The organism is Psychromonas arctica (genome assembly GCF_036697365.1).
GTDB classification, from domain to species: Bacteria; Pseudomonadota; Gammaproteobacteria; order Enterobacterales; family Psychromonadaceae; genus Psychromonas; species Psychromonas arctica_A.
This window is the reverse complement of record NZ_JBAHZA010000019.1, coordinates 12595-32956: the sequence shown is the minus strand read 5'-3', so window position 1 is coordinate 32956 and position 20362 is coordinate 12595. Positions and strand designations below refer to the sequence as shown.

Annotated in this window: 19 protein-coding genes and 4 tRNA genes; 19 read left to right on the top strand and 4 right to left on the bottom strand. The window is 37.6% G+C overall.

All coding sequences use genetic code 11. From position 1 onward, the window contains the following. The first annotated feature begins 254 nt into the window (after positions 1-254). From V5290_RS15840 to luxS, 11 genes are all read left to right on the top strand, one after another. A tRNA-Ser gene (locus V5290_RS15840) sits at positions 255-347 on the top strand. An 18-nt stretch (positions 348-365) separates the two neighbouring features. After that, positions 366-442: transfer RNA gene (locus V5290_RS15835), tRNA-Arg, on the top strand. A 63-nt stretch (positions 443-505) separates the two neighbouring features. After that, positions 506-582 (top strand) — tRNA-Arg (locus V5290_RS15830). Positions 583-663: 81 nt separating this feature from the next. Further along, positions 664-740, top strand: a tRNA-Arg gene (locus V5290_RS15825). A gap of 571 nt (positions 741-1311) precedes the next feature. Beyond that, positions 1312-1566, top strand: a complete 255-nt coding sequence (locus V5290_RS15820; RefSeq protein WP_333387981.1) for an OadG family transporter subunit — start codon at positions 1312-1314, stop codon at positions 1564-1566. 32 nt (positions 1567-1598) lie between these two features. Then, positions 1599-3395, top strand: coding sequence for a sodium-extruding oxaloacetate decarboxylase subunit alpha (gene oadA, locus V5290_RS15815; RefSeq protein WP_333387979.1), 1797 nt, complete (start codon positions 1599-1601; stop codon positions 3393-3395). Between the two features lie 22 nt (positions 3396-3417). After that, on the top strand, positions 3418-4536 hold the full coding sequence (locus tag V5290_RS15810) for a sodium ion-translocating decarboxylase subunit beta (RefSeq protein ID WP_416351621.1): 1119 nt from the start codon (positions 3418-3420) through the stop codon (positions 4534-4536). Positions 4537-4622: 86 nt separating this feature from the next. After that, entirely contained in the window at positions 4623-5030 is a 408-nt protein-coding gene (locus tag V5290_RS15805; RefSeq protein ID WP_333387973.1) for a DedA family protein, read from the top strand. A 176-nt stretch (positions 5031-5206) separates the two neighbouring features. Further along, a complete protein-coding gene (gene gshA / locus V5290_RS15800; protein ID WP_333387970.1) occupies positions 5207-6787 on the top strand; it encodes a glutamate--cysteine ligase in 1581 nt (526 codons plus the stop codon). Between the two features lie 109 nt (positions 6788-6896). Beyond that, on the top strand, positions 6897-7511 hold the full coding sequence (locus V5290_RS15795) for a hypothetical protein (protein ID WP_333387968.1): 615 nt from the start codon (positions 6897-6899) through the stop codon (positions 7509-7511). Positions 7512-7571: 60 nt separating this feature from the next. Then, entirely contained in the window at positions 7572-8081 is a 510-nt protein-coding gene (luxS, locus tag V5290_RS15790; RefSeq protein ID WP_333387965.1) for an S-ribosylhomocysteine lyase, read from the top strand. Between the two features lie 84 nt (positions 8082-8165). Here luxS and focA read toward each other — a convergent pair whose 3' ends face one another. Then, complete coding sequence (gene focA / locus V5290_RS15785) at positions 8166-9023, bottom strand: formate transporter FocA (protein WP_333387962.1); 858 nt, start codon at positions 9021-9023, stop codon at positions 8166-8168. Between the two features lie 287 nt (positions 9024-9310). Continuing rightward, on the bottom strand, positions 9311-10588 hold the full coding sequence (locus V5290_RS15780; RefSeq protein WP_333387959.1) for an HlyC/CorC family transporter: 1278 nt from the start codon (positions 10586-10588) through the stop codon (positions 9311-9313). 352 nt (positions 10589-10940) lie between these two features. Between V5290_RS15780 and V5290_RS15775 the strand changes: the two genes are divergently transcribed. Then, positions 10941-11654: an endonuclease gene (locus tag V5290_RS15775; RefSeq protein ID WP_333387956.1), complete on the top strand. Its 714-nt coding sequence runs from the start codon at positions 10941-10943 to the stop codon at positions 11652-11654. Positions 11655-11718: 64 nt separating this feature from the next. On the opposite strand, the gene V5290_RS15770 is transcribed toward V5290_RS15775, so the two are convergent. Further along, positions 11719-12507: a cytochrome C assembly family protein gene (locus V5290_RS15770; protein WP_333387953.1), complete on the bottom strand. Its 789-nt coding sequence runs from the start codon at positions 12505-12507 to the stop codon at positions 11719-11721. 298 nt (positions 12508-12805) lie between these two features. On the opposite strand from V5290_RS15770, the gene ffh reads away from it, so the two are divergent. The 7 genes from ffh to hldE all read left to right on the top strand — a co-directional run bounded on the left by ffh (position 12806) and on the right by hldE (position 18583). Beyond that, positions 12806-14239: a signal recognition particle protein gene (gene ffh, locus V5290_RS15765; protein WP_333387950.1), complete on the top strand. Its 1434-nt coding sequence runs from the start codon at positions 12806-12808 to the stop codon at positions 14237-14239. A 208-nt stretch (positions 14240-14447) separates the two neighbouring features. Further along, positions 14448-14696 (top strand): 30S ribosomal protein S16, encoded by a 249-nt coding sequence (gene rpsP / locus V5290_RS15760; protein WP_028869134.1) that lies wholly within the window; start codon positions 14448-14450, stop codon positions 14694-14696. Between the two features lie 26 nt (positions 14697-14722). Then, entirely contained in the window at positions 14723-15250 is a 528-nt protein-coding gene (gene rimM, locus V5290_RS15755) for a ribosome maturation factor RimM (RefSeq protein WP_333387945.1), read from the top strand. A gap of 19 nt (positions 15251-15269) precedes the next feature. Then, positions 15270-16016, top strand: coding sequence for a tRNA (guanosine(37)-N1)-methyltransferase TrmD (gene trmD / locus V5290_RS15750; RefSeq protein ID WP_333387942.1), 747 nt, complete (start codon positions 15270-15272; stop codon positions 16014-16016). 42 nt (positions 16017-16058) lie between these two features. Next, positions 16059-16409, top strand: coding sequence for a 50S ribosomal protein L19 (gene rplS / locus V5290_RS15745; RefSeq protein ID WP_113818297.1), 351 nt, complete (start codon positions 16059-16061; stop codon positions 16407-16409). 282 nt (positions 16410-16691) lie between these two features. Beyond that, the gene (locus V5290_RS15740) at positions 16692-17063 is read left to right on the top strand and encodes a YbaN family protein (RefSeq protein WP_333387936.1); all 372 of its coding nucleotides are present in this window, start codon (positions 16692-16694) and stop codon (positions 17061-17063) included. A gap of 92 nt (positions 17064-17155) precedes the next feature. Continuing rightward, on the top strand, positions 17156-18583 hold the full coding sequence (hldE, locus tag V5290_RS15735; RefSeq protein WP_333387933.1) for a bifunctional D-glycero-beta-D-manno-heptose-7-phosphate kinase/D-glycero-beta-D-manno-heptose 1-phosphate adenylyltransferase HldE: 1428 nt from the start codon (positions 17156-17158) through the stop codon (positions 18581-18583). Positions 18584-18658: 75 nt separating this feature from the next. Here hldE and V5290_RS15730 read toward each other — a convergent pair whose 3' ends face one another. After that, positions 18659-19993, bottom strand: a complete 1335-nt coding sequence (locus V5290_RS15730) for a TolC family outer membrane protein (RefSeq protein WP_333387930.1) — start codon at positions 19991-19993, stop codon at positions 18659-18661. Between the last annotated feature and the right edge of the window lie 369 nt (positions 19994-20362).

Below are 20362 nucleotides of genomic sequence, written 5' to 3'. Positions count from 1 at the left end.
TGATCTCTTTTGCCATTTCCTTAATAATTACTCCTTTTTTATCAGTTAACTACTTTTCGATATAATCTTTCTCGGGAAGTCTCAATTGCCTTGCGATGAAAGCACTATAAAACTTACTTTTATAGTGCTTTAAAATCCCTCATTTAACGTAAAAAACAAGCAGTTTGTTTAATTAGCAAGCAAGCGAAACTTTTTCTTTAAAAAAAGTTTGACTTGTTTTCATAAGACAGTAATATGTGCGCCAACAAGACGACGGTGGGGTGGCCGAGTGGCCGAAGGCGCTCCCCTGCTAAGGGAGTAACGGGTTTATAGCCTGTTCGAGGGTTCGAATCCCTCCTCCACCGCCATTCTTGTAGATTCTTAAAGCGGGTGTAGCTCAGCTGGATAGAGTACCTGGCTACGAACCAGGCGGTCAGGGGTTCGAATCCCTTCACCCGCACCATATTTTTATTTGCACGAAAATACGGTGAGCTTAAGAATTGAATAAAAACAAAAGAATATCGCGGCGGGTGTAGCTCAGCTGGATAGAGTACCTGGCTACGAACCAGGCGGTCAGGGGTTCGAATCCCTTCACCCGCACCATTCTTTAGAGGCTTACCTTTGGTAAGTTTTTTTGTTTTTAGAGCTTTATTAATATTATTCCCAATAATATTAAACACCAATGCGGGTGTAGCTCAGCTGGATAGAGTACCTGGCTACGAACCAGGCGGTCAGGGGTTCGAATCCCTTCACCCGCACCATTTCTTTATATATTTATTATATCTGACTATATTTATTCAATTATTGTGAATTATAATTCATCTTACTGTTTTTTATTAAACTCACTCTGCTTATTTACATTCCTTATACTTTTTCATGTTTTTTAATAACATTTTTGTATTCTTTGTTGTGTGTATCTTTCTACCTCTTTTTTATTTGGCATGACTGCATGTTTATTTAGTTTGATTGCAAATTAAGTCATGTTTTATATAGTAAGTTAGTTACATAAATTTGATAGGAATAACATTAAATAGTGAATTTTAAATCTCAACTCTGCTTAGTCGGTCAACTTCGCTCGCTTTCATTTTAAAGGTCAAACCAGTACAATAAATCGCTGCTAGATAATATTTTATTAATCTTGATATATATTAATAAGTTAATTTCATTGAATAGCTTATTATTGAATCATTATTTTTAAAATGAAATGCATTCTGGCAGGTATTCAAAGTCCACTTTACCACAGCATAAAATATGCATTATTTGAATAAATATTCACTTTTGTGTTTTGTTAGTGGTTAAGTTGGATATTTACAAAAGGATAAGGATACGTCTATGGATATTTCAGGCTCTTTAGTTACGGCTTTAATGTTACTGGGTCTTGGTATGGCATTTGTTTATTTGTTTTTAGGGTTATTATTTATTTGTATTACGTTAATGGCGAAATACATCCCTGCAGATAAACCTGTTGCAACTCCGCAAAGAAAAACACCTGCTGTTCCTTCAGCAAGTGACACTCAGGTTAACCCGCAAGTTATTGCTGCTATTACTTCGGCAGTGCAACAATACCGTAAAGCACAATCAGCATAATGGACAAAAAATTAATAAAGGAGCAAGTGAATATGTCTAAGCCTCTAGCAATCACAGAAGTTGTGTTACGTGATGCACACCAATCATTATTTGCAACACGCATGCGCATTGACGATATGCTACCCATTGCAGAGAAACTAGATAAAGTAGGCTACTGGTCTTTAGAGACGTGGGGCGGGGCTACTTTTGATTCATGTATTCGTTATTTAGGTGAAGATCCATGGGATCGTATTCGCGCACTCAAAGCTGCGATGCCTAATACACCACAACAAATGCTATTAAGAGCACAAAACCTATTAGGTTACCGTCACTATGCTGATGATGTTGTGCAAAAATTTGTTGAGCGTGCACATACTAATGGCGTAGACGTATTCCGTATCTTTGATGCGATGAACGATCTTCGTAACTTTGATACGGCGATTAAATCAGCAATCGAAGTTGGTGCTCATGCGCAAGGTACCCTGTCTTACACTACTAGTCCTGTACACACTATCGATGGTTGGGTAGACATGGCAAAGCGCCTTGAGGATATGGGGGCTCACTCTATCTGTATTAAAGATATGGCTGGTCTATTAAAGCCTTATGTTGCAGAAGAACTAGTAACAAAAATTAAAGCATGCACTGATATTCCATTAGCGTTGCATTGTCATGCTACGACCGGTTTAAGTGTTGCAACTCAACAAAAAGCGATTGATTCAGGCGTTGATATTATCGATACGGCTATCTCATCAATGAGTATGACTTACGGTCATTCGCCAACAGAAACATTAGTTTCTATTGTGGAAGGGACTGCACGTGATACCGGCTTAGATTTACATCAATTGGAAGATATCTCTTCTTACTTCCGTGAAGTTCGTAAAAAGTACGTTAAATTTGAAGGCGAATTAAAAGGCGTAGATCCTCGTATTTTATTAGCACAAGTACCGGGTGGCATGCTAACTAACATGGAAAGCCAGCTTAAGCAGCAAGGTGCTGGTGATAAAATGGATGAAGTGTTAAAAGAGATCCCACGTGTTCGTGAAGATCTAGGCTTTATTCCGCTAGTGACTCCAACGTCGCAAATTGTAGGTACGCAGTCGGTTATTAATGTATTAATGGGTGAGCGTTACAAAAACATCACTAAAGAAACCGCTGGTGTATTGAAGGGTGAATATGGATCGACACCTGCTGCTGTTAATACAGAGTTACAAGCGAAAGTTCTGGATGGAGCAAGTGCTATTACTTGTCGTCCTGCTGATAATATTGCGCCTGAAATGGCTTCTATTGAAGCTGAGTTCAAAAAGTTAGCTGCAGAGAAAGGCATTAAAGTTGCTGAAAATGAAATAGATGATGCACTGATTTATGCACTATTTCCTGAGATCGGTTTAAAGTTCTTAGAGAACCGTAATAACCCAGATGCTTTTGAGCCTGTACCAAGTGCCGATGACATGGTTGTCGCATCAACTAATAAAGATCCAGAGTCTTACTCTGTTTCCGTTGATGGCCAATTATATACTGTACAAGTGGGACCAGAGGGAAGCATTGATGGTATTGCGCCAGTTAAAGCGAGTGGTACTGCACTGCAAGCAACAACATCAGGTACACCTCCTGCAGCTCCAGTTGCTGCGACCGGTGAAGGTGAAGATGTGCCAGCACCTTTGGCTGGTAATATTTTCAAAGTATTATCGAAGGTTGGTGATCAAGTTAATGAAGGTGACGTTTTATTAATCATGGAAGCGATGAAAATGGAAACTGAGATACGTTCACCTAAGTCAGGCACAGTACAAGCAGTCAACACCCGTGAAGGTGATGCGGTTACTGTTGGCGAATCATTGTTCTCAATAGGTTAAGGAAGATAACGTGAATGGATTAATGACACTATGGGCTGATACTGGGATTGCAAATTTCCAGTGGCCTGAATTAGTGATGATGGCAGTTGGGGCTTTATTATTATACCTAGCCATTGTCCGTAAATTTGAGCCTTTATTACTATTACCTATTGGGTTTGGTGCTATTTTAGCAAATATTCCTAATGCTGGATTTAATGATGAAGGTGGAATGCTTTATTACATCTACCATATTGGGATTGAAACAGGAATTTTCCCATTAATCATCTTTATGGGAGTAGGAGCGTTAACGGACTTTGGGGCGCTAATTGCTAATCCTAAGACCTTATTCTTAGGTGCTGCTGCACAGTTTGGTATTTTTGCTACTTTATTTGGTGCAATTTTACTAAACCTAGTACCTGGGTTTGAATTTAGCTTAGCGGATGCTTCTGCGATTGCTATTATTGGTGGTGCTGATGGACCAACAGCTATTTTCTTAGCGTCTAAGTTGGCTCCTGACTTACTCGGTGCGATTGCTGTTGCTGCCTACTCATATATGGCTTTGGTTCCTATTATCCAACCGCCTATTATGCGCGCTTTAACAACGCCAGAAGAGCGTCAAATCAAAATGGAACAGTTACGACCAGTGAGCAAAAAGGAAAAAATTATTTTCCCATTGGCCGTATTATTTATGACTATTCTATTTTTACCAGCAGCGACACCTCTAGTGGGTATGTTCTGCTTAGGTAACTTAATGCGTGAATCTGGTGTAGTGGATCGTTTAAGCTCTACAGCACAAAACGAGCTGATCAATATCGTGACTATTTTCTTAGGTTTAGGTGTTGGTTCTAAATTGTCTGCTGATAAGTTCTTAAACTTAGAAACCTTAGGTATTTTAGGCTTGGGAGCAGTAGCCTTCTCAATTGGTACGGCATCAGGCGTATTAATGGCAAAAGGGATGGGGCGTTTCTCGAAAAGTCCAATTAACCCTCTAATTGGTGCTGCCGGTGTTTCTGCAGTGCCAATGGCAGCACGTGTAGCGAATAAAGTAGGGTTAGAAGCTAACCCTCATAACTTCCTATTAATGCATGCCATGGGACCAAATGTTGCCGGCGTACTTGGTAGTGCTGTTGCTGCAGGTGTGTTGTTAGCAATTGTTGGTTAACCTACTCGTTTAATATAGTTTAATTTCTAAGGCCACTTCATTATAGTGGCCTTTTTTGTGCCTAATCAATTGGAGTGCTTAAGGTCATGAGTGATTATTGGCTGTTATTTAGCAGTGGCTTTATCTCTTCGACATTATTCCCTGGTGGTTCAGAAGTCTTGTTCATTTACTACTTAAAACAAGCGTTGAATTTAAAATGGGGATATTTCTTAGCAGTTACATTTGGTAATAGCTTAGGGGCAATCACCACTTATTTATTAGGCTATTACTTTTCCTTTGGTCAAGATAAAGCGGCTTTAAAATACCCTAAAACTTTAGCGTTTTGTAAAAAGTGGGGAAATATCGCTTTGTTATTGAGTTGGTTACCGGTTATTGGTGATGTAATTTGCTTATTTGCAGGCTGGTTAAAGTTACCCCGTACAACCGCCTTCTTTAATATCGTATTGAGTAAAAGCGTACGTTACTTGTTTTTGATGTGGTTGTTTATCTACTAACTATTAAAGTAACGGCTTTGTCTAAATACAACGTTAAAATAAGCGTGAAATAACCTAGTTATTAGAACAAATGTTCAAGTTTTGTCGTTTACTGGAAGGATTCAGAAAATCCTTATTTAGTTCAATGAAGTTCGGTGGTAAAGTTAGCGCTCTAAAAATTACTCAGGGGCTTACTTTTGGCTAACAATTTTCAACAGCGTATCACTATCCTCAGCAAATACTCTACAAGTCTCACTGAATTTGGTCGCGGTATTGAGCGCGAAACATTACGTGTTAATGCAGACGGAAAGTTATCTCAGGAGAAGCATCCCAACGCTTATGGTTGTGCACTTACTCATGACTCAATCACCACTGACTTTGCAGAAAGCTTACTAGAATTTATTACTCCTGTTGCAAAAGGGGTGGATCAGCTATTCGATTACTTAAATGATATTCATCATCATGTCGCTGTAAATTTGCCAAGTGAACAGTATCTTTGGCCAATGAGTATGCCTTGTTATGTGCAAACTGAAGATCATGTTGAGCTAGCGCAATTTGGTACTTCTAATATCGGTAAGATGAAAACAACTTATCGAGAAGGTTTAAAAAACCGTTACGGCAGTATGATGCAAATTATTTCAGGTGTGCATTATAACTTTTCATTACCTCAAGGTTTCTGGGATGTATGGGCAGAACTTCATAATTCTCCATTAACAGGCCAAGAAGCGCAATCAGCAGGTTATATGGGACTGATTCGTAACTATTTACGTTATGGTTGGGTGATCCCTTATTTATTCGGTGCTTCACCTGCGATATGTAAATCCTTTCTGCAAGGTAAAGAGACAAAGTTATCTTTTGAAAATACAGGTAAAGGCACGATTTATTTACCGTATGGAACATCGTTGCGCCTGAGTGACCTAGGTTATACCAACAGTTCTCAGTCTGGCTTAAATATTTGTTATAACAATTTAGATGATTATTTAAGTAGTGTACGCAAAGCCCTATCAATGAAAGACCCTAGCTTTACTGAAATGGGAGTTGTTAAAGATGGTGAGTACTTACAACTTAATGATAATGTACTGCAAATTGAAAATGAACTATACGCCTCTATACGTGCGAAACGAGTACAAAAGGCTAATGAAACACCTTCTCAAGCTTTAAAAGCACGTGGTATCGAGTATATTGAAATTCGTTCATTGGATGTCAATCCATTTTGTAAATTAGGTATTACTAAAGAGCAGGTGCACTTTTTAGATTTATTCTTAACTTGGTGTGCAAGTATTGATTCACCTGAATTGTCTCAAGAAGAATATAAAGCCTGTGCAAGCAACTTCAATGAAGTGGTAACTCGAGGCCGAGATCCTGAGCTAACGTTGAAAATTGCAGAGCAAACATACGATATAGCAGGTTGGGGTGAGTGGTTGAATTCACAGTTAACAGAAATGGCTATTTTATTAGATAAAAATAACGATGATGATTGCTACCAAAATGCAATGAAGCATATTAGCCCTCGTTTCAGCCATCCTGAAAATACTAGCTCTGCACGTATTTTAGAGCGCATTAAGCAGACACAAGGTGATAATGGTTCGTTAGCGTTACAGTTAAGTAAACAGTATAAAGCTGAATTAACTGAGCAATCTTATGTTCTTTGGTCTGAACAAGAGTTTGCAGAACAAAAGCAACAGTCTATTGTTAAGCAAAAACAGATTGAAGATGCTGATACATTAACTTTTCCTGACTTTTTAGCTGATTACTTTGAGAATGCTAATAAACAGTAGTTAATGAATTATGATATCGATAATACTCATCTCATTATGGAATAAGCTAAAGTAATCAGTTATTTCAATGTTTTGAATTATGGTCTGATTAAAATAGGAGGCAAAAGAAATGTATTTAGTTAAAAAATTAAGTCTTTTACTTTTGCCTTTATCTTTAGTGGCTTGTTCCAGTGCACCTCCGCAAAACCCAGAAAATATTTGTGATATTTTCTTTGAATATCGTGATTGGTATTCTGCTTCTAAAGATATGAATGAACGGTGGGGAACACCTATTCATGTACCAATGGCGATGATGTATCAAGAAAGCAGTTTTAGACATGATGCGGCTCCACCAATGGAATATTTTTGGTTTATCCCAATAGGCCGAGTCAGTGATGCCTATGGCTATGCTCAGGCTCGTGATGCAGCTTGGGGTGATTACCAAAGAGAATCAGGTAATTCCTGGTCATCTCGTGATGACTTTAGCGATGCCATTGATTTTATGGGATGGTACACCAATAAAACTCATAAAATTAATGGTGTTTCAAAGTGGGATGCATATAACCAGTATTTGAATTATCATGAAGGCTGGACTGGCTATAAGAAAAAGACTTATAACCAAAAAGCTTGGTTAATTAATGTATCGAAAAAAGTTGATTCACGTTCCAAGCGTTATGCAACTCAGTTAAAAGGTTGCCAAGAAAATTTAGATTCTAGCTGGTTATGGCGCATATTTTTCGCATAACAAGCTCAAATTAATTTATTAAATTAAAAACAACACGTCACTTAGTAAAAAGGAAAGACCATGCCATTATTAGATAGCTTTACCGTTGATCATACGATCATGAAAGCACCCGCTGTGCGTATTGCTAAAACAATGCAAACGCCAAGCAAAGATACTATTACAGTCTTTGACCTTCGCTTTACCGCTCCTAATAAGGATATTCTATCAGAAAAAGGGATTCATACTCTTGAGCACCTTTACGCAGGATTTATGCGTGATCACTTAAATAGTGACAACGTCGAGATCATTGATATTTCTCCAATGGGATGTCGTACTGGTTTTTACATGAGCTTAATCGGTGCGCCGACAGAAGATCAAGTAGGTAAAGCTTGGTTAGCAGCAATGCAAGACGTTTTAAACGTTGCAGATCAAAACGAAATTCCTGAATTAAATGAATACCAATGCGGTACGTATGCAATGCATTCACTTGAAGAAGCAAAACAGATTGCACAAGCAATTATTGATGCAGGTGTTGGTGTAAATAAAAATGATGATATTTCTTTGTCAGAAGAGCAGTTACAAGCTCTTTAATTACCAATAATATATCTTCATTGATGAAACTTAAAAGGCTGCGTGAAGCAGCCTTTTTTAGTGATTAATTTCCATCGTTAAGCTTTATTTAGCTGTCCTTTCAATAAACAAATGCCCCAGCCCTACTATTGCAGCGCCACCTACGATATTACCTAAAGTGACAGGTATTAGATTATTTATTATAAAGTGGCTAATAGTGAGGTCTGCAAAACTATTTGCAGTGTAGCCCAATTCTATTAGTAGTTCTGTAGGGAATACATGTTGTAAGGTAATACCTAATGGCACCATAAATAAATTAGCGATGCTGTGCTCAAATCCGCTGCTTACAAACATAGTAACAGGCAAAATTAGCAATATTGCTTTAGTTAAAATATCCTTGGTCATGAACGTCATCCACACGCCTAAACATACTAGTAAGTTACATAAAATTCCCAAAGAGAATGCTTGTATCCAAGTATGATGAAGTTTATGTTGGGCAATGTTAAGCGCGTTGATACCCCATTGACCACCATCCTGTAAATGCATTTTTGCAGCAACGATTAATAATAACATGACCATCGCACCCACAAAGTTTCCTATATAAACTCGTAACCAACAGCTAATAAGTTGTTTAAGTGTGATCTGTTTTTGCGCCCAAGCTACACTGCTCAGCACTGTACTAGTAAAGAGCTCCGCTCCACACACTACGACTAAAATTAAACCTAAGCTAAAAGCAAAACCACCTGCAAATTTCGTGATCCCCCAAGACCCGGTTGCGCCGGTGGTAACAGTAATGTAAAAAACAAAAGCAATAGCGATAAAGATTCCGGCAAAAATAGACAATCCAAAAGAAGGAAGTAATTTCTTTTTAGCCTTTTTATAGCCATACTCGCTGGCAGTGGATACGGCTGATTCGTTAGCCGAAGGTATACTGACATTAATCTTATTGATGGCATTATTCATATAAATTCACTAGACCTCTGAAATAATCAAAATAACAATAATACCAATCACACTAATTAACTGATCTATTTAACTTAAATTACGCCTTGAGTTCAGTCATTTTTCCTGCGCAAAATTTAGAGCTCTTATTTAATATAATTGGTATAAGTTATTTATATTACTGTTATTAATAGAGTTCTATTATGGTGTGATGACGGGAAGTAGTATTGATATACATCAAATTGCACAATAAAAAAGCAAACCCGAAGGTTTGCTTTTTAAAGTGACTTGAAGATAGAGGTTTTAATTTATGGCGCTTCTTCGGTGTACAAAGCAGGAAGGATTTTAACTAACTTCACCATATTATTTTCAACTTCCATTATTTCCATAGGGTAGCCACAAATACGTGTGCTAACCGCAGAAGTTGGAATCGTTTCTAAATGCTCTAGTATCAAACCATTTAAGGTACGTGGTCCATCAGTTGGTAAAGACCAACCCATTTCTTTGTTGAGATCTCGTATTCCGATACTGCCTTCAATAATGTAAGTATCATCTTGTTGTTTATGTATCTCTTCCGAACTGTGAGGTTCATGGGTTGTTGTAAAGTCCCCAACTATTTCTTCTAAAATATCGGCGAGAGTCACTAGTCCTTGGATATCACCATACTCATCAACCACTAATCCCATACGTTCTTTGTTCTGTTGGAATTTAATTAGTTGCGTATTGAGAGGCGTACCTTCAGGGATAAAGTACAACTCGCGAACGCTTCTCAATAGTGTTGTTTTAGAAAAGTCCTCTTTTAAAAAGTTGATTAAAGAATCTCGTGCATGCAGAAAACCAATCGCATCATCAATTGTGTCTCGGTAAAGCAGGGTCATAGTGTGAGTGCGATGCTTAAGCTGTTTTAAAATGGTTTCCCAATCTTGGTTGATATCAATGGCGGCAATTTCATTTCGCGGTACCATGATCTCATCAACAGTCACTTTTTCCAGCTCTAAAATACTTAATAACATTTGTTGATGGTGCTCAGGTATCATTGAGCCAGCTTCATTTACGACAGAGCGTAATTCATCACTTGATAGGGCGTTGTCACTTTGTTCATTGACGTTAATACCAAATATTCTTAATAGACCATTAGAGATGCCATTAATACACCAAACAAATGGGCTTAATATTTTTTGTAGTGGGGTTAAAAGTAAAGAGCTAGGGAAAGCAATTTTTTCTGGGTATAACACTGCTAAGGTTTTCGGTGTTACTTCTGCAAAAATCAATATTACAAAAGTTAATACTCCAGTTGCAATAGCAATACCTGCATCGCCAAATAAACGCTGGCCAATAATCGTCGCAATTGCGGATGCTAAAATGTTAACCAAGTTGTTACCGATTAGGATTAATCCAATTAATTTATCCGGCTTATTTAATAACTTTTCAACACGTATTGCAGTTTTATTTTTATCTTCGGCTAAGTGACGTAAGCGATAGCGATTCAAAGACATCATACTGGTTTCAGAGCTTGAGAAGTAAGCCGAAATGATGATTAAAATGACTAAGCTAATAAATAGTGCACTTGTAGGTATATCGTTCAAAAGTTGTCTCTATGGTTGCTTTAAAAAATTAACATTAATAACCTCGATATTAGCGAAGAAACACCGATATAACAAAGTAGATTTTCGAAAAATGAAGATTAATAATAAATTTTAGATAGAAACCATAAAAGCCTCGAATAAGTTTTATCAAAGAAGTCAATTTCATTGATTTTTGTATTTAAAAATAAGCAATTTCTTTGTTGATTTCAATGATAGTTAACCCTTTTTAACATGATTTAATTAATTCCATTTTATTTTTGTTAATTGCTTGTTTTTCATGCACTTTACAGTGGATAATAGCGATTTTTTATAACGGAATATAATTATCAAATCACTTATCATTTTATCACTATTGCCATTCTCTTTATCCATTCACGCAGAAAATACACAAATACAGTCTTTTTCAAGCGCAAAGAAGAAATTAGAAAAAGAGGTTTATTTAACGTCTAAAGATCGCCATACACTATATTGTGAAGCCGAGTTTGATAGCGAAAAAAATATTATCCCACCTAATGGCTTCGAAAGTGACAAATATCAAAAAAGAGCTAAGCGTATTGAATGGGAGCATGTTGTTCCTGCAGAGAACTTTGGTCGAAACTTTAATGAATGGCGTACTGGTGACCCAATATGTGTAACCAGTAAAGGTAAAGCTTATAAAGGACGTCGTTGTGCTGAAAAGGCCAATGAAGAATATCGTTACATGCAAGCGGATATGTATAACTTATATCCCGCAATTGGTTCAGTTAATGCTAGTCGTCGTAATTACAATTTTGTTATGTTGGGGGATGTTAAAAGTAGTTTTGGTAGCTGCGCTATGAAAATTGAAAATAGTAAAGCAGAGCCACCAGTAGCAAGTCGTGGAGCGATTGCCCGCACTTATTTATATATGGATGGTTTTTATGACCGCTATAAAATGAGTAAACAACAACGACAATTAATGAATGCTTGGAATAAGACTTATCCCGTTGAAGCTTGGGAATGTGAACGTGCTAAACGTATTAGCCAAGTTCAGGGGAGTAATAATGAAATTCTGGAGCAGAGTTGCCAAGCGGCTGGCTTTAATTAAATAAAAAATTTAGTTAGATAATGAAGAGACAGTGGCAGGTTAGCGCTACTGTCTCTATAAAACTCTATAAGATAATTTCTCTTACTACTCGACTACCAAAGTAAGCGAGAGTTAGTAAAGAAGAGCCTGCAATAGTAATGTAGATAACTAAACGTCCTCTCCAACCATTCTTGTAGCGTCCCCATAATAAGACTGCATACACAACCCAAGCTATCATGGTTAATACAGCTTTATGCGCATTTTCAGATTCAAACATATCCTCTAAAAATATAAAGCCAGTGACTAGAGTCCCAGTTAATAAGATAAAGCCAATGAAAATCAATTGAAATAAGCTTTTTTCTAAGGTCATTAATGGTGGAAGATTAACTTTACCAATCAGCATTTTATGTTTCTTTAAGCGGTGATCTACATAAGCAAGTTGCATTGCAAAAAGGCTAGCAATGGTCATTAGCGCATAGGCAAGAATAGCCAAAATAATGTGTATACCTAGCTGTGGATGATTTTCTAGATGAGTAATGTAATGACTTGGTAAAAACATAAGAGCAATAAAATTGATCGCATTAAACCCGTAAACAACTGGCAACAGTACACCGGTGTTAATCTTTTTACTCATTGCAAAAGACAGCAGTGCAATTACAAATGTCGCTAATGATAAAACATTTAAAATAGGCAGGTTTTGACCATTAATCAAAAAGATATGTTGATATAGCCAAAATGCATGCGTTAAAAGTGCAATGCTTGAGAGACTTATCAGGGAAAAAGTGAGAGTCTGATTATGTGAAAAGAGCTGACGACTAGCATGCACGCCACTTAATACATAAAATACAATGCTGATAATGGCCAGTAGATCCATATATTGTTACCTATTTTCATAAAATGAGTCTGATTAAGGCTCACATTATAAGCTTTATTAGACAGATGAGAAGTTAATAGTATTTTTCATTAACTATAAAAGCAATTATAACTATTATCATTTAGCTTTTTTGTGCTGTAGTTACAATTAAAATAGCTAAGTGTTAGTGATAATAGAAACCAATGTTACTGACCAATCGTTGCAACTGAGTAAGCTCAATTACTGTAGTGTTTTGCACCTTGGGTGATAACGGGTATAATGTCAGAATCCTAATAATTTATAGCAATGAGTCATAAACATGTTTGAGAACTTAACGGACAGATTGTCGAAAACGCTGAAAAATATCAGCGGCAAAGGTCGATTAACAGAAGATAATATTAAAGGTACATTACGCGAAGTGCGTATGGCACTGTTAGAAGCGGATGTAGCATTACCTGTTGTTCGTGATTTTATTCAAGCTGTTAAAAAGCGTGCTATTGGTAGAGAAGTAACTAAAACATTAAACCCAGGACAAGCGTTTATCAAGATCGTACAAAGCGAACTTGAATCTGCTATGGGTGAAGTAAATGAAAACTTAAACCTAGCGACTCAGCCGCCAGCTGTATTATTAATGGCGGGTTTACAAGGTGCAGGTAAGACTACGTCTGTAGCTAAACTTTCATTACTCTTAAAGAACAAAGAAAAAAAATCTGTTCTAGTGGTGAGTGCCGATATCTATCGCCCAGCGGCAATCAAGCAATTAGAAACATTGGCATCTGAAGTTGATGTAGAGTTCTTCCCAAGTGATATCACACAAAAACCGATTGATATTGCTAACGCAGCTATTGCACATGCGAAAAAGAAATTCATTGATGTTGTGATTGTCGATACTGCGGGTCGTTTACACGTAGATGGCGAAATGATGGATGAAATTAAAGATCTCCATCAAGCGATTAATCCGGTTGAAACGTTATTTGTTGTTGATGCAATGACGGGTCAAGATGCTGCCAATACAGCACAAGCCTTTAACGAAGCCTTACCATTAACGGGTGTTATCTTAACTAAAGCCGATGGTGATGCTCGTGGTGGTGCAGCGTTATCTATTCGTCATATTACTGGTAAACCAATTAAGTTTATCGGTATGGGCGAAAAAATTGATGCATTAGAACCGTTCTATCCAGATCGTATTGCTTCTCGTATCTTAGGTATGGGTGATGTACTTTCATTAATTGAAGAGCTTGAAACTAAAGTCGATAAAGATAAAGCGGCGAAATTAGCAAGCAAAGTACAAAAAGGTAAAGGTTTTGATCTAGAAGATTTCCGTGACCAGTTAGTGCAAATGAAAAGCATGGGCGGCATGATGGGAATGATGGATAAGTTACCAGGAATGTCTAACGTACCTGATGCGATGAAAGACCAAGTTAACGATAAAGCAACTAATCAAATGGAAGCGATCATTAACTCAATGACTAAAAAAGAGCGTGCTAAACCTGAAATTATTAAAGGTGGTCGTAAGCGCCGTATTGCAGCTGGTTCAGGTACGCAAATACAAGATGTAAATAAACTACTTAAACAGTTTACGCAAATGCAGAAGATGATGAAAAAAATGTCTGGTAAAGGCGGTATGCGTAAAATGATGGGTGGAATGCAAGGTATGATGGGCGGCATGGGCGGCGGTATGCCTGGAATGGGGGGCGGCATGCCTGGCGGGATGAAAATGCCTCCTGGTTTAGGCGGTTTCCGTAAAAAATAAGCGCCTACAAAGCTTATAGAAATTGGTTGTAAAGCCCCGTTGAAAGCGATTCAACGGGGCTTTTTGTTTTTTTAGGATTAACTACTCTTTGTAAATTGTGATTTTGATTGTTCTTTTCTCAAATAAGAGTATAATTTTGCGGCTTTCTACAGAAGCAGGTGGTCAGAATTCACTGACTTTCGACGTTTAACAATATAAAGAGGACGATATGGTAACTATTCGTTTAGCTCGTGGTGGCGCTAAAAAACGCCCATTCTACCAAGTGGTAGTAACTGATAGCCGTAGCCCACGTGACGGCCGTTTCCTTGAAAAAGTTGGTTTCTTTAACCCAACAGCACAAGGTCAATCAGAAAAATTACGTTTAGATACAGATCGCATCAACCATTGGGTTGGTCTTGGCGCACAGCTAAGTGATCGTGTAGCTAAATTAGTAAAAGATAACGCAGTAGCTGCTTAATTGCAGTTAGGTGAAGGGGATATTCGGTGAGCGATAAAGCACAACCAATAGAGATAGGCAAGTTTGGTGCGGTTTACGGCATCAAAGGCTGGTTAAAAGTCCACTCCTACACCGATGATCCAGAGAGTATTTTTCAATACAAACCATTGTTAATGAAATCTGCTGGTGGAATTCAAGAAGTTATTATTACCGATTGGAAGCGCCACAATAAAGGTTTCGTTGCAAAAGTAGATGGTTATGATGTTCGTGAAGAAGTACAAGCCTTAGTAGGTATTGAGCTTTTAGTGAATCCATCAAGTCTTCCTGAATTGGAAGCTGACTTTTACTGGCGAGATTTGGTCGGGTGTCAGGTTAAAACTGACAAAGGCTATCATCTTGGTGTTGTCACCGATTTGATGGAAACAGGTTCAAATGATGTACTTGTTGTAAAAGCCAACTCGAATGATGCTTTTGGGCAAAAAGAACGGTTAGTTCCGTTCATCGAAGAGCAAGTAATATCAAATGTTGATATTGCAGGCCAACTAATTACTGTTAATTGGGAACCTGATTTCTAATTACCCTAGGAGAAAAGTTATGTGGTTAGGGGTTATTAGCCTCTTCCCGGACATGTTTCGGGCCATTAGCGAAAATGGGGTAACAGGTCGAGCGATTAAAAATAACCTGATCTCTATCCAATGTTGGAATCCTCGTGATTTTACATTAGATAAACATAGAACGGTCGATGATCGTCCTTATGGTGGTGGGCCTGGTATGTTGATGATGGTGCAACCTTTACGGGATGCAATCAACGCAGCAAAACAGAGTGCAAGAGAAGCAGGGCATGAGGCAAAGGTGATTTACCTTTCTCCTCAAGGTCGACGTTTAGACCATCAAGGTGCACAGTCACTATCAAGCTCTGATGCTTTGATATTAGTGGCAGGGCGCTACGAAGGGATAGACGAACGCATAATCGAAAGCTTAATAGACGAAGAATGGTCTGTTGGTGATTATGTGTTAAGCGGTGGTGAGCTACCGGCGATGATTTTAATGGATGCTGTGGTACGTTTTGTACCGGGTGTACTAGGTCATAGTCAATCAGCTGAACAAGACTCCTTTGCGGATGGCTTGTTGGACTGTCCTCACTATACAAGGCCTGAGGTGTTAGATGGAAAACAAGTGCCAAGTGTTTTATTGAGTGGTGATCATGAGAAAATTCGTCAATGGCGATTAACTCAATCATTACAACGCACGAAACAAAGAAGACCCGATTTATTACAAAACCTAGCTCTGACTGACGAGCAAGCAAAATTGCTTGCTGCTCTGGACAGTAGCTCCAACTAGACAGCGATGTTATTAGTTAACTAGGCATAAAAAGGTATAAAAATGAGCAAGATTATTGAAGCAATTGAAAACGAACAACTTCGTACAGATATCCCTGAGTTCTCTCAAGGTGATACTGTTGTTGTACGTGTTCGCGTAAAAGAAGGTGAAAAAGAGCGTCTTCAAGCATTTGAAGGTGTTGTTATTGCTAAGCGTAACCGTGGTTTACATTCAGCATTCACAGTTCGTAAAATCTCGAGCGGTGAAGGTGTTGAGCGTGTATTCCAAACTCACAGCCCACTTGTAGGAAGCGTTGAAGTTAAACGTCGCGGTCTGGTTCGCCAAGCTAAACTTTACTACTTACGTGAACTTACTGGTAAAGCTGCTCGTATTAAAGAGAAGCTAGGTAAGTAATTTCATAGTTTTAGCTTAATAAAATAAGCTGAAACATGTAAGTTGCAAATTGCTATAATAAAAAGGTCTGCTAATGCAGGCCTTTTTTTTTGCTTTAATTCTTTACTGTAATACAAGCTTGTCTGATTTGAATTAAGGTGTTTTTACTCAGCGAACATTATAATACTTAATGAATAGTTTTTACTTAGCGGATCTTGCAACCAATTGTTTTTAGTCTATTATTTTTTAATAGTTAATTCGCTAGGTTGAAAGCATGGATATGAATACCTACTGGGAGTGGGAATGAGAACGATCTTATTAAAATACACTTTACTTAGCATTGGCCTAATATCGACGATATTAGGTGCGTTAGGTGTTATTTTACCGCTCTTGCCCGCCACACCTTTTTTTATACTCGCGCTATTTTGTTTTTCAAAAAGCAGTCCTAAGTTTCAACAATGGTTATTAAACTTACCGGGTATTGGTAATGACCTGAGAAACTGGCAGACACATAAAAAAATTCATAAAGAGCGTAAACCTGCAATCTACTTGAGTGTGGTTATTAGCTTTCTTATCTCTATTACCCTATTAATAGGGAAACCATATTTACAACTTATGTTGATTACCATGATGTGTATATTACTTTTATTTATTAGACGCCTACCTGAGTATTAATCTTCATTTACCTACAAATTTGATGTTTTGAAAATGTGATTTGATGATGTCTGTGATAATCTAAGCTGATATATGGTTTAGAGATAAATAAAATGAAAATAACCCTACCTGAATACGATAAAGCCAATGTATTAGTTGTTGGTGATGTAATGTTAGACCGTTATTGGCACGGTCCTGCTGCTCGAATTTCTCCAGAAGCCCCTGTTCCTGTTGTTAATGTTAAACAGATTGAGGAGCGTCCAGGCGGTGCCGCAAATGTTGCTTTAAATATTGCTGCTTTAGGAGCTAAATCAACCATTATCGGTTTAGTTGGTGAAGATGAAGCTGCTCAAGCCATTACAGACAGCTTAAGTTCGGTCAATGTCGATACTGACTTTGTTGCAGTAAAAAGTGCGCCGACCATTACTAAACTACGTGTATTAAGTCGTCATCAGCAATTGATTCGTTTAGATTTTGAAACATCATTTAGTGATGTTGATAGTGCGCCAATGATTGCTAATATGAATAATGCATTAGCAGGTAAGAACCCTGTTGTTGTTTTTTCTGATTACAATAAAGGCTCTCTTGCTGACGTTCAAAAGATGATTCAAATTGCTAAGCAACAGGGAGCAAGAATATTAGTGGATCCAAAGGGGACTGATTTTGAAAAGTACCGTGGCGCTACTTTATTAACACCAAATTTATCTGAGTTTGAAGCGGTTGTTGGGCATTGTGCAAACGATCAAATATTATTTGAACGTGCAGCTCAATTGGTAAAAGATCTAGATTTAGAAGCGATGCTAGTAACACGAAGTGAACACGGTATGACCTTGATTCGTGAGAAGCAAGCACCTTTTCATTTACCTACACAAGCACAAGAAGTCTTTGATGTAACTGGAGCTGGAGACACGGTTATTGCTGTACTAGCAGCTTCTATTGCTGCTGGCAGTAGTTTTGAAGATGCTTGTGCTCTAGCAAATGCAGGAGCAGGAGTAGTTGTTGGAAAAATTGGCACCTCAACAGTGAATACTATTGAATTAGCTAATGCAGTATTTAGCCAGCAAGAGATTGGCTTTGGTGTACTATCAGAAGAACAGTTGAAGTTAGCTGTGAAATTAGCGCAGCATCGCGGTGAGAAAGTAGTCATGACAAATGGTTGTTTTGATATTTTACATGCGGGTCATGTGTCATACCTTAATACTGCAAGAGAGCAGGGTGAACGACTTATTGTTGCTGTTAACAGTGACCAATCTGTACGACGTTTGAAAGGTGATGGCCGACCAGTAAACCCTGTAGATCGACGTATGGCAGTATTAGCTGGTCTAGGCGCTGTAGATTGGGTTGTTGAGTTTACCGAAGATACCCCTCAGCGTTTAATTGCTGGTGTATTACCCGACCTGTTAGTAAAAGGTGGTGATTATAAACCTGAAGAGATTGCTGGCGGTGATGAAGTGATTGCTAATGGTGGTGAAGTGCGCGTTTTACAATTTAAAGATGGCTGTTCAACTTCAGAAATAATTAATACGATTCGTAGCAATTAGCAATTAATTACATATTTATCATACAAAAAAGGGAAGCAGTTGCTTCCCTTTTGTCTATTTATTGAGTGCTTTCATTTAAGAGTTATTACTCTTTTTACGTTCATTAGTTTGTTTTGAAAGCCCTGCTGATATATCAAAAATATCTTGCTCGGTCAAAGTGCCTGCTGATAGTTTGAGTTGCAACATGTTAATAACGTAATCATAACGTGCATTTGCTAATAAGTTTTCAGAATCGTACAAGCTACGGGTTGCATCTAATACATCAACAATAGTACGAGTTCCAACTTCAAAGCTTGCTTCAGCTGCATCTAATGCACTTTGTGATGAAATAACGGTTTGTTCATAAGCACGTATAGAGCTTACGGAAGCTTGTACGTTATTGTAACCACTGTTAATACTCACTTCAGTACTACGAAAAGTCTCTACTAAATCTTGGCTAGCCATTACATAACTGTATTGCGCTTGTTTTACTTGTGAAGTGATTGAGCCACCAGTATAAATGGGAACTTCTAAGTTTAACCCTGCCGTCGCAGATTTAGCCGCATAAGAACTTGAAGAAGATTCGTCATAATTATAATTGTCATAATCTAAATCTAATGTGAAATCAATCGTTGGCCCATGTCCTGCTTCGGCTAAGTCGATATTCATTTTTGCTAACTCTTTGGCGATACGTTTAGAGTGTAGCTCTAAATTATGCTCAACCGCTTTATTGCGCCATAAATTTACATCGCCTTCTAAAGTCGTTGGTTGAAAATTATCTGTATCGAGGTATGTTACTTCTTTAACATCTTCACCAGTTAATTGACGTAATACATAATAATTATTTGCCAGCGTATTTTTTGCTGTGATCAAATCTGCAACTGTTCTATCGTATTCAGCTTGCGCTTCATGAACATCAGTAATGGCAATTAATCCCACATCAAAACGCTGTTTAGTTTGTTCTAATTGGCGCTCAACAGCGCGCTTATTTGCTTCAACTGATTTGACTGATTCATCGGCACGCAGCACGTCAAAATAAGCAACAGCAACGCGATAGATTAAATTCTGTGCAGCATAGCCATAAGCGGTACCAAATTGAATAGCTTGCTTTTCAGCAATATCGGTATTTTGCCAGTATGCACCATTATAGATAGATTGGGTTAAGTTGAAACCTGCACCAAAATAATTATAACGGCTACTTTCTCTGCTTGACTGTACTCTATTAGCATCTAGCCCAAACCCTATTTGCGGCAATAAGTCTGCTTTAGATTCATTTACCTGCTCTTTATAAAATTCGTATTCTGCTTTGCTTTTTAAAATAACAGGATCTTTTTGTTTAGCTGTTTCATAAACTTGTTTTAAAGTATCAGCATTAGTAGCTAGACTTGATAAACCTAACAAGGTCGCGATATAAATGCGTTTTAGCGTCATGGTAAGAAGATCCTATTGGGTATATTGGTATGATACCGATCACGGTAATTAACTGATCTATTTTACTTGTTAAAATAACTTATTTATTCGTTGTCATTTTCGCAAATAGAACAACTATTAAAGAATTAACATCTTATCATTAATTCTCCGATAGACTATTAACGAAGTTAATCGACGAAAGGCTTAATTGCACCTTTAACCCAGTCATTTTTCTGCGTAAAATTTAGATCGCTTATTCAATGTCATTGGTATTATTATTTTAGTAAGCCTAACAACTGTAAAGTTAAGTATGGGTTAAGCATATTATAAAACGATAATTTAAACTATTTTTTGTTATCTTTATTATTGTAAATTTATATTAAATATAAA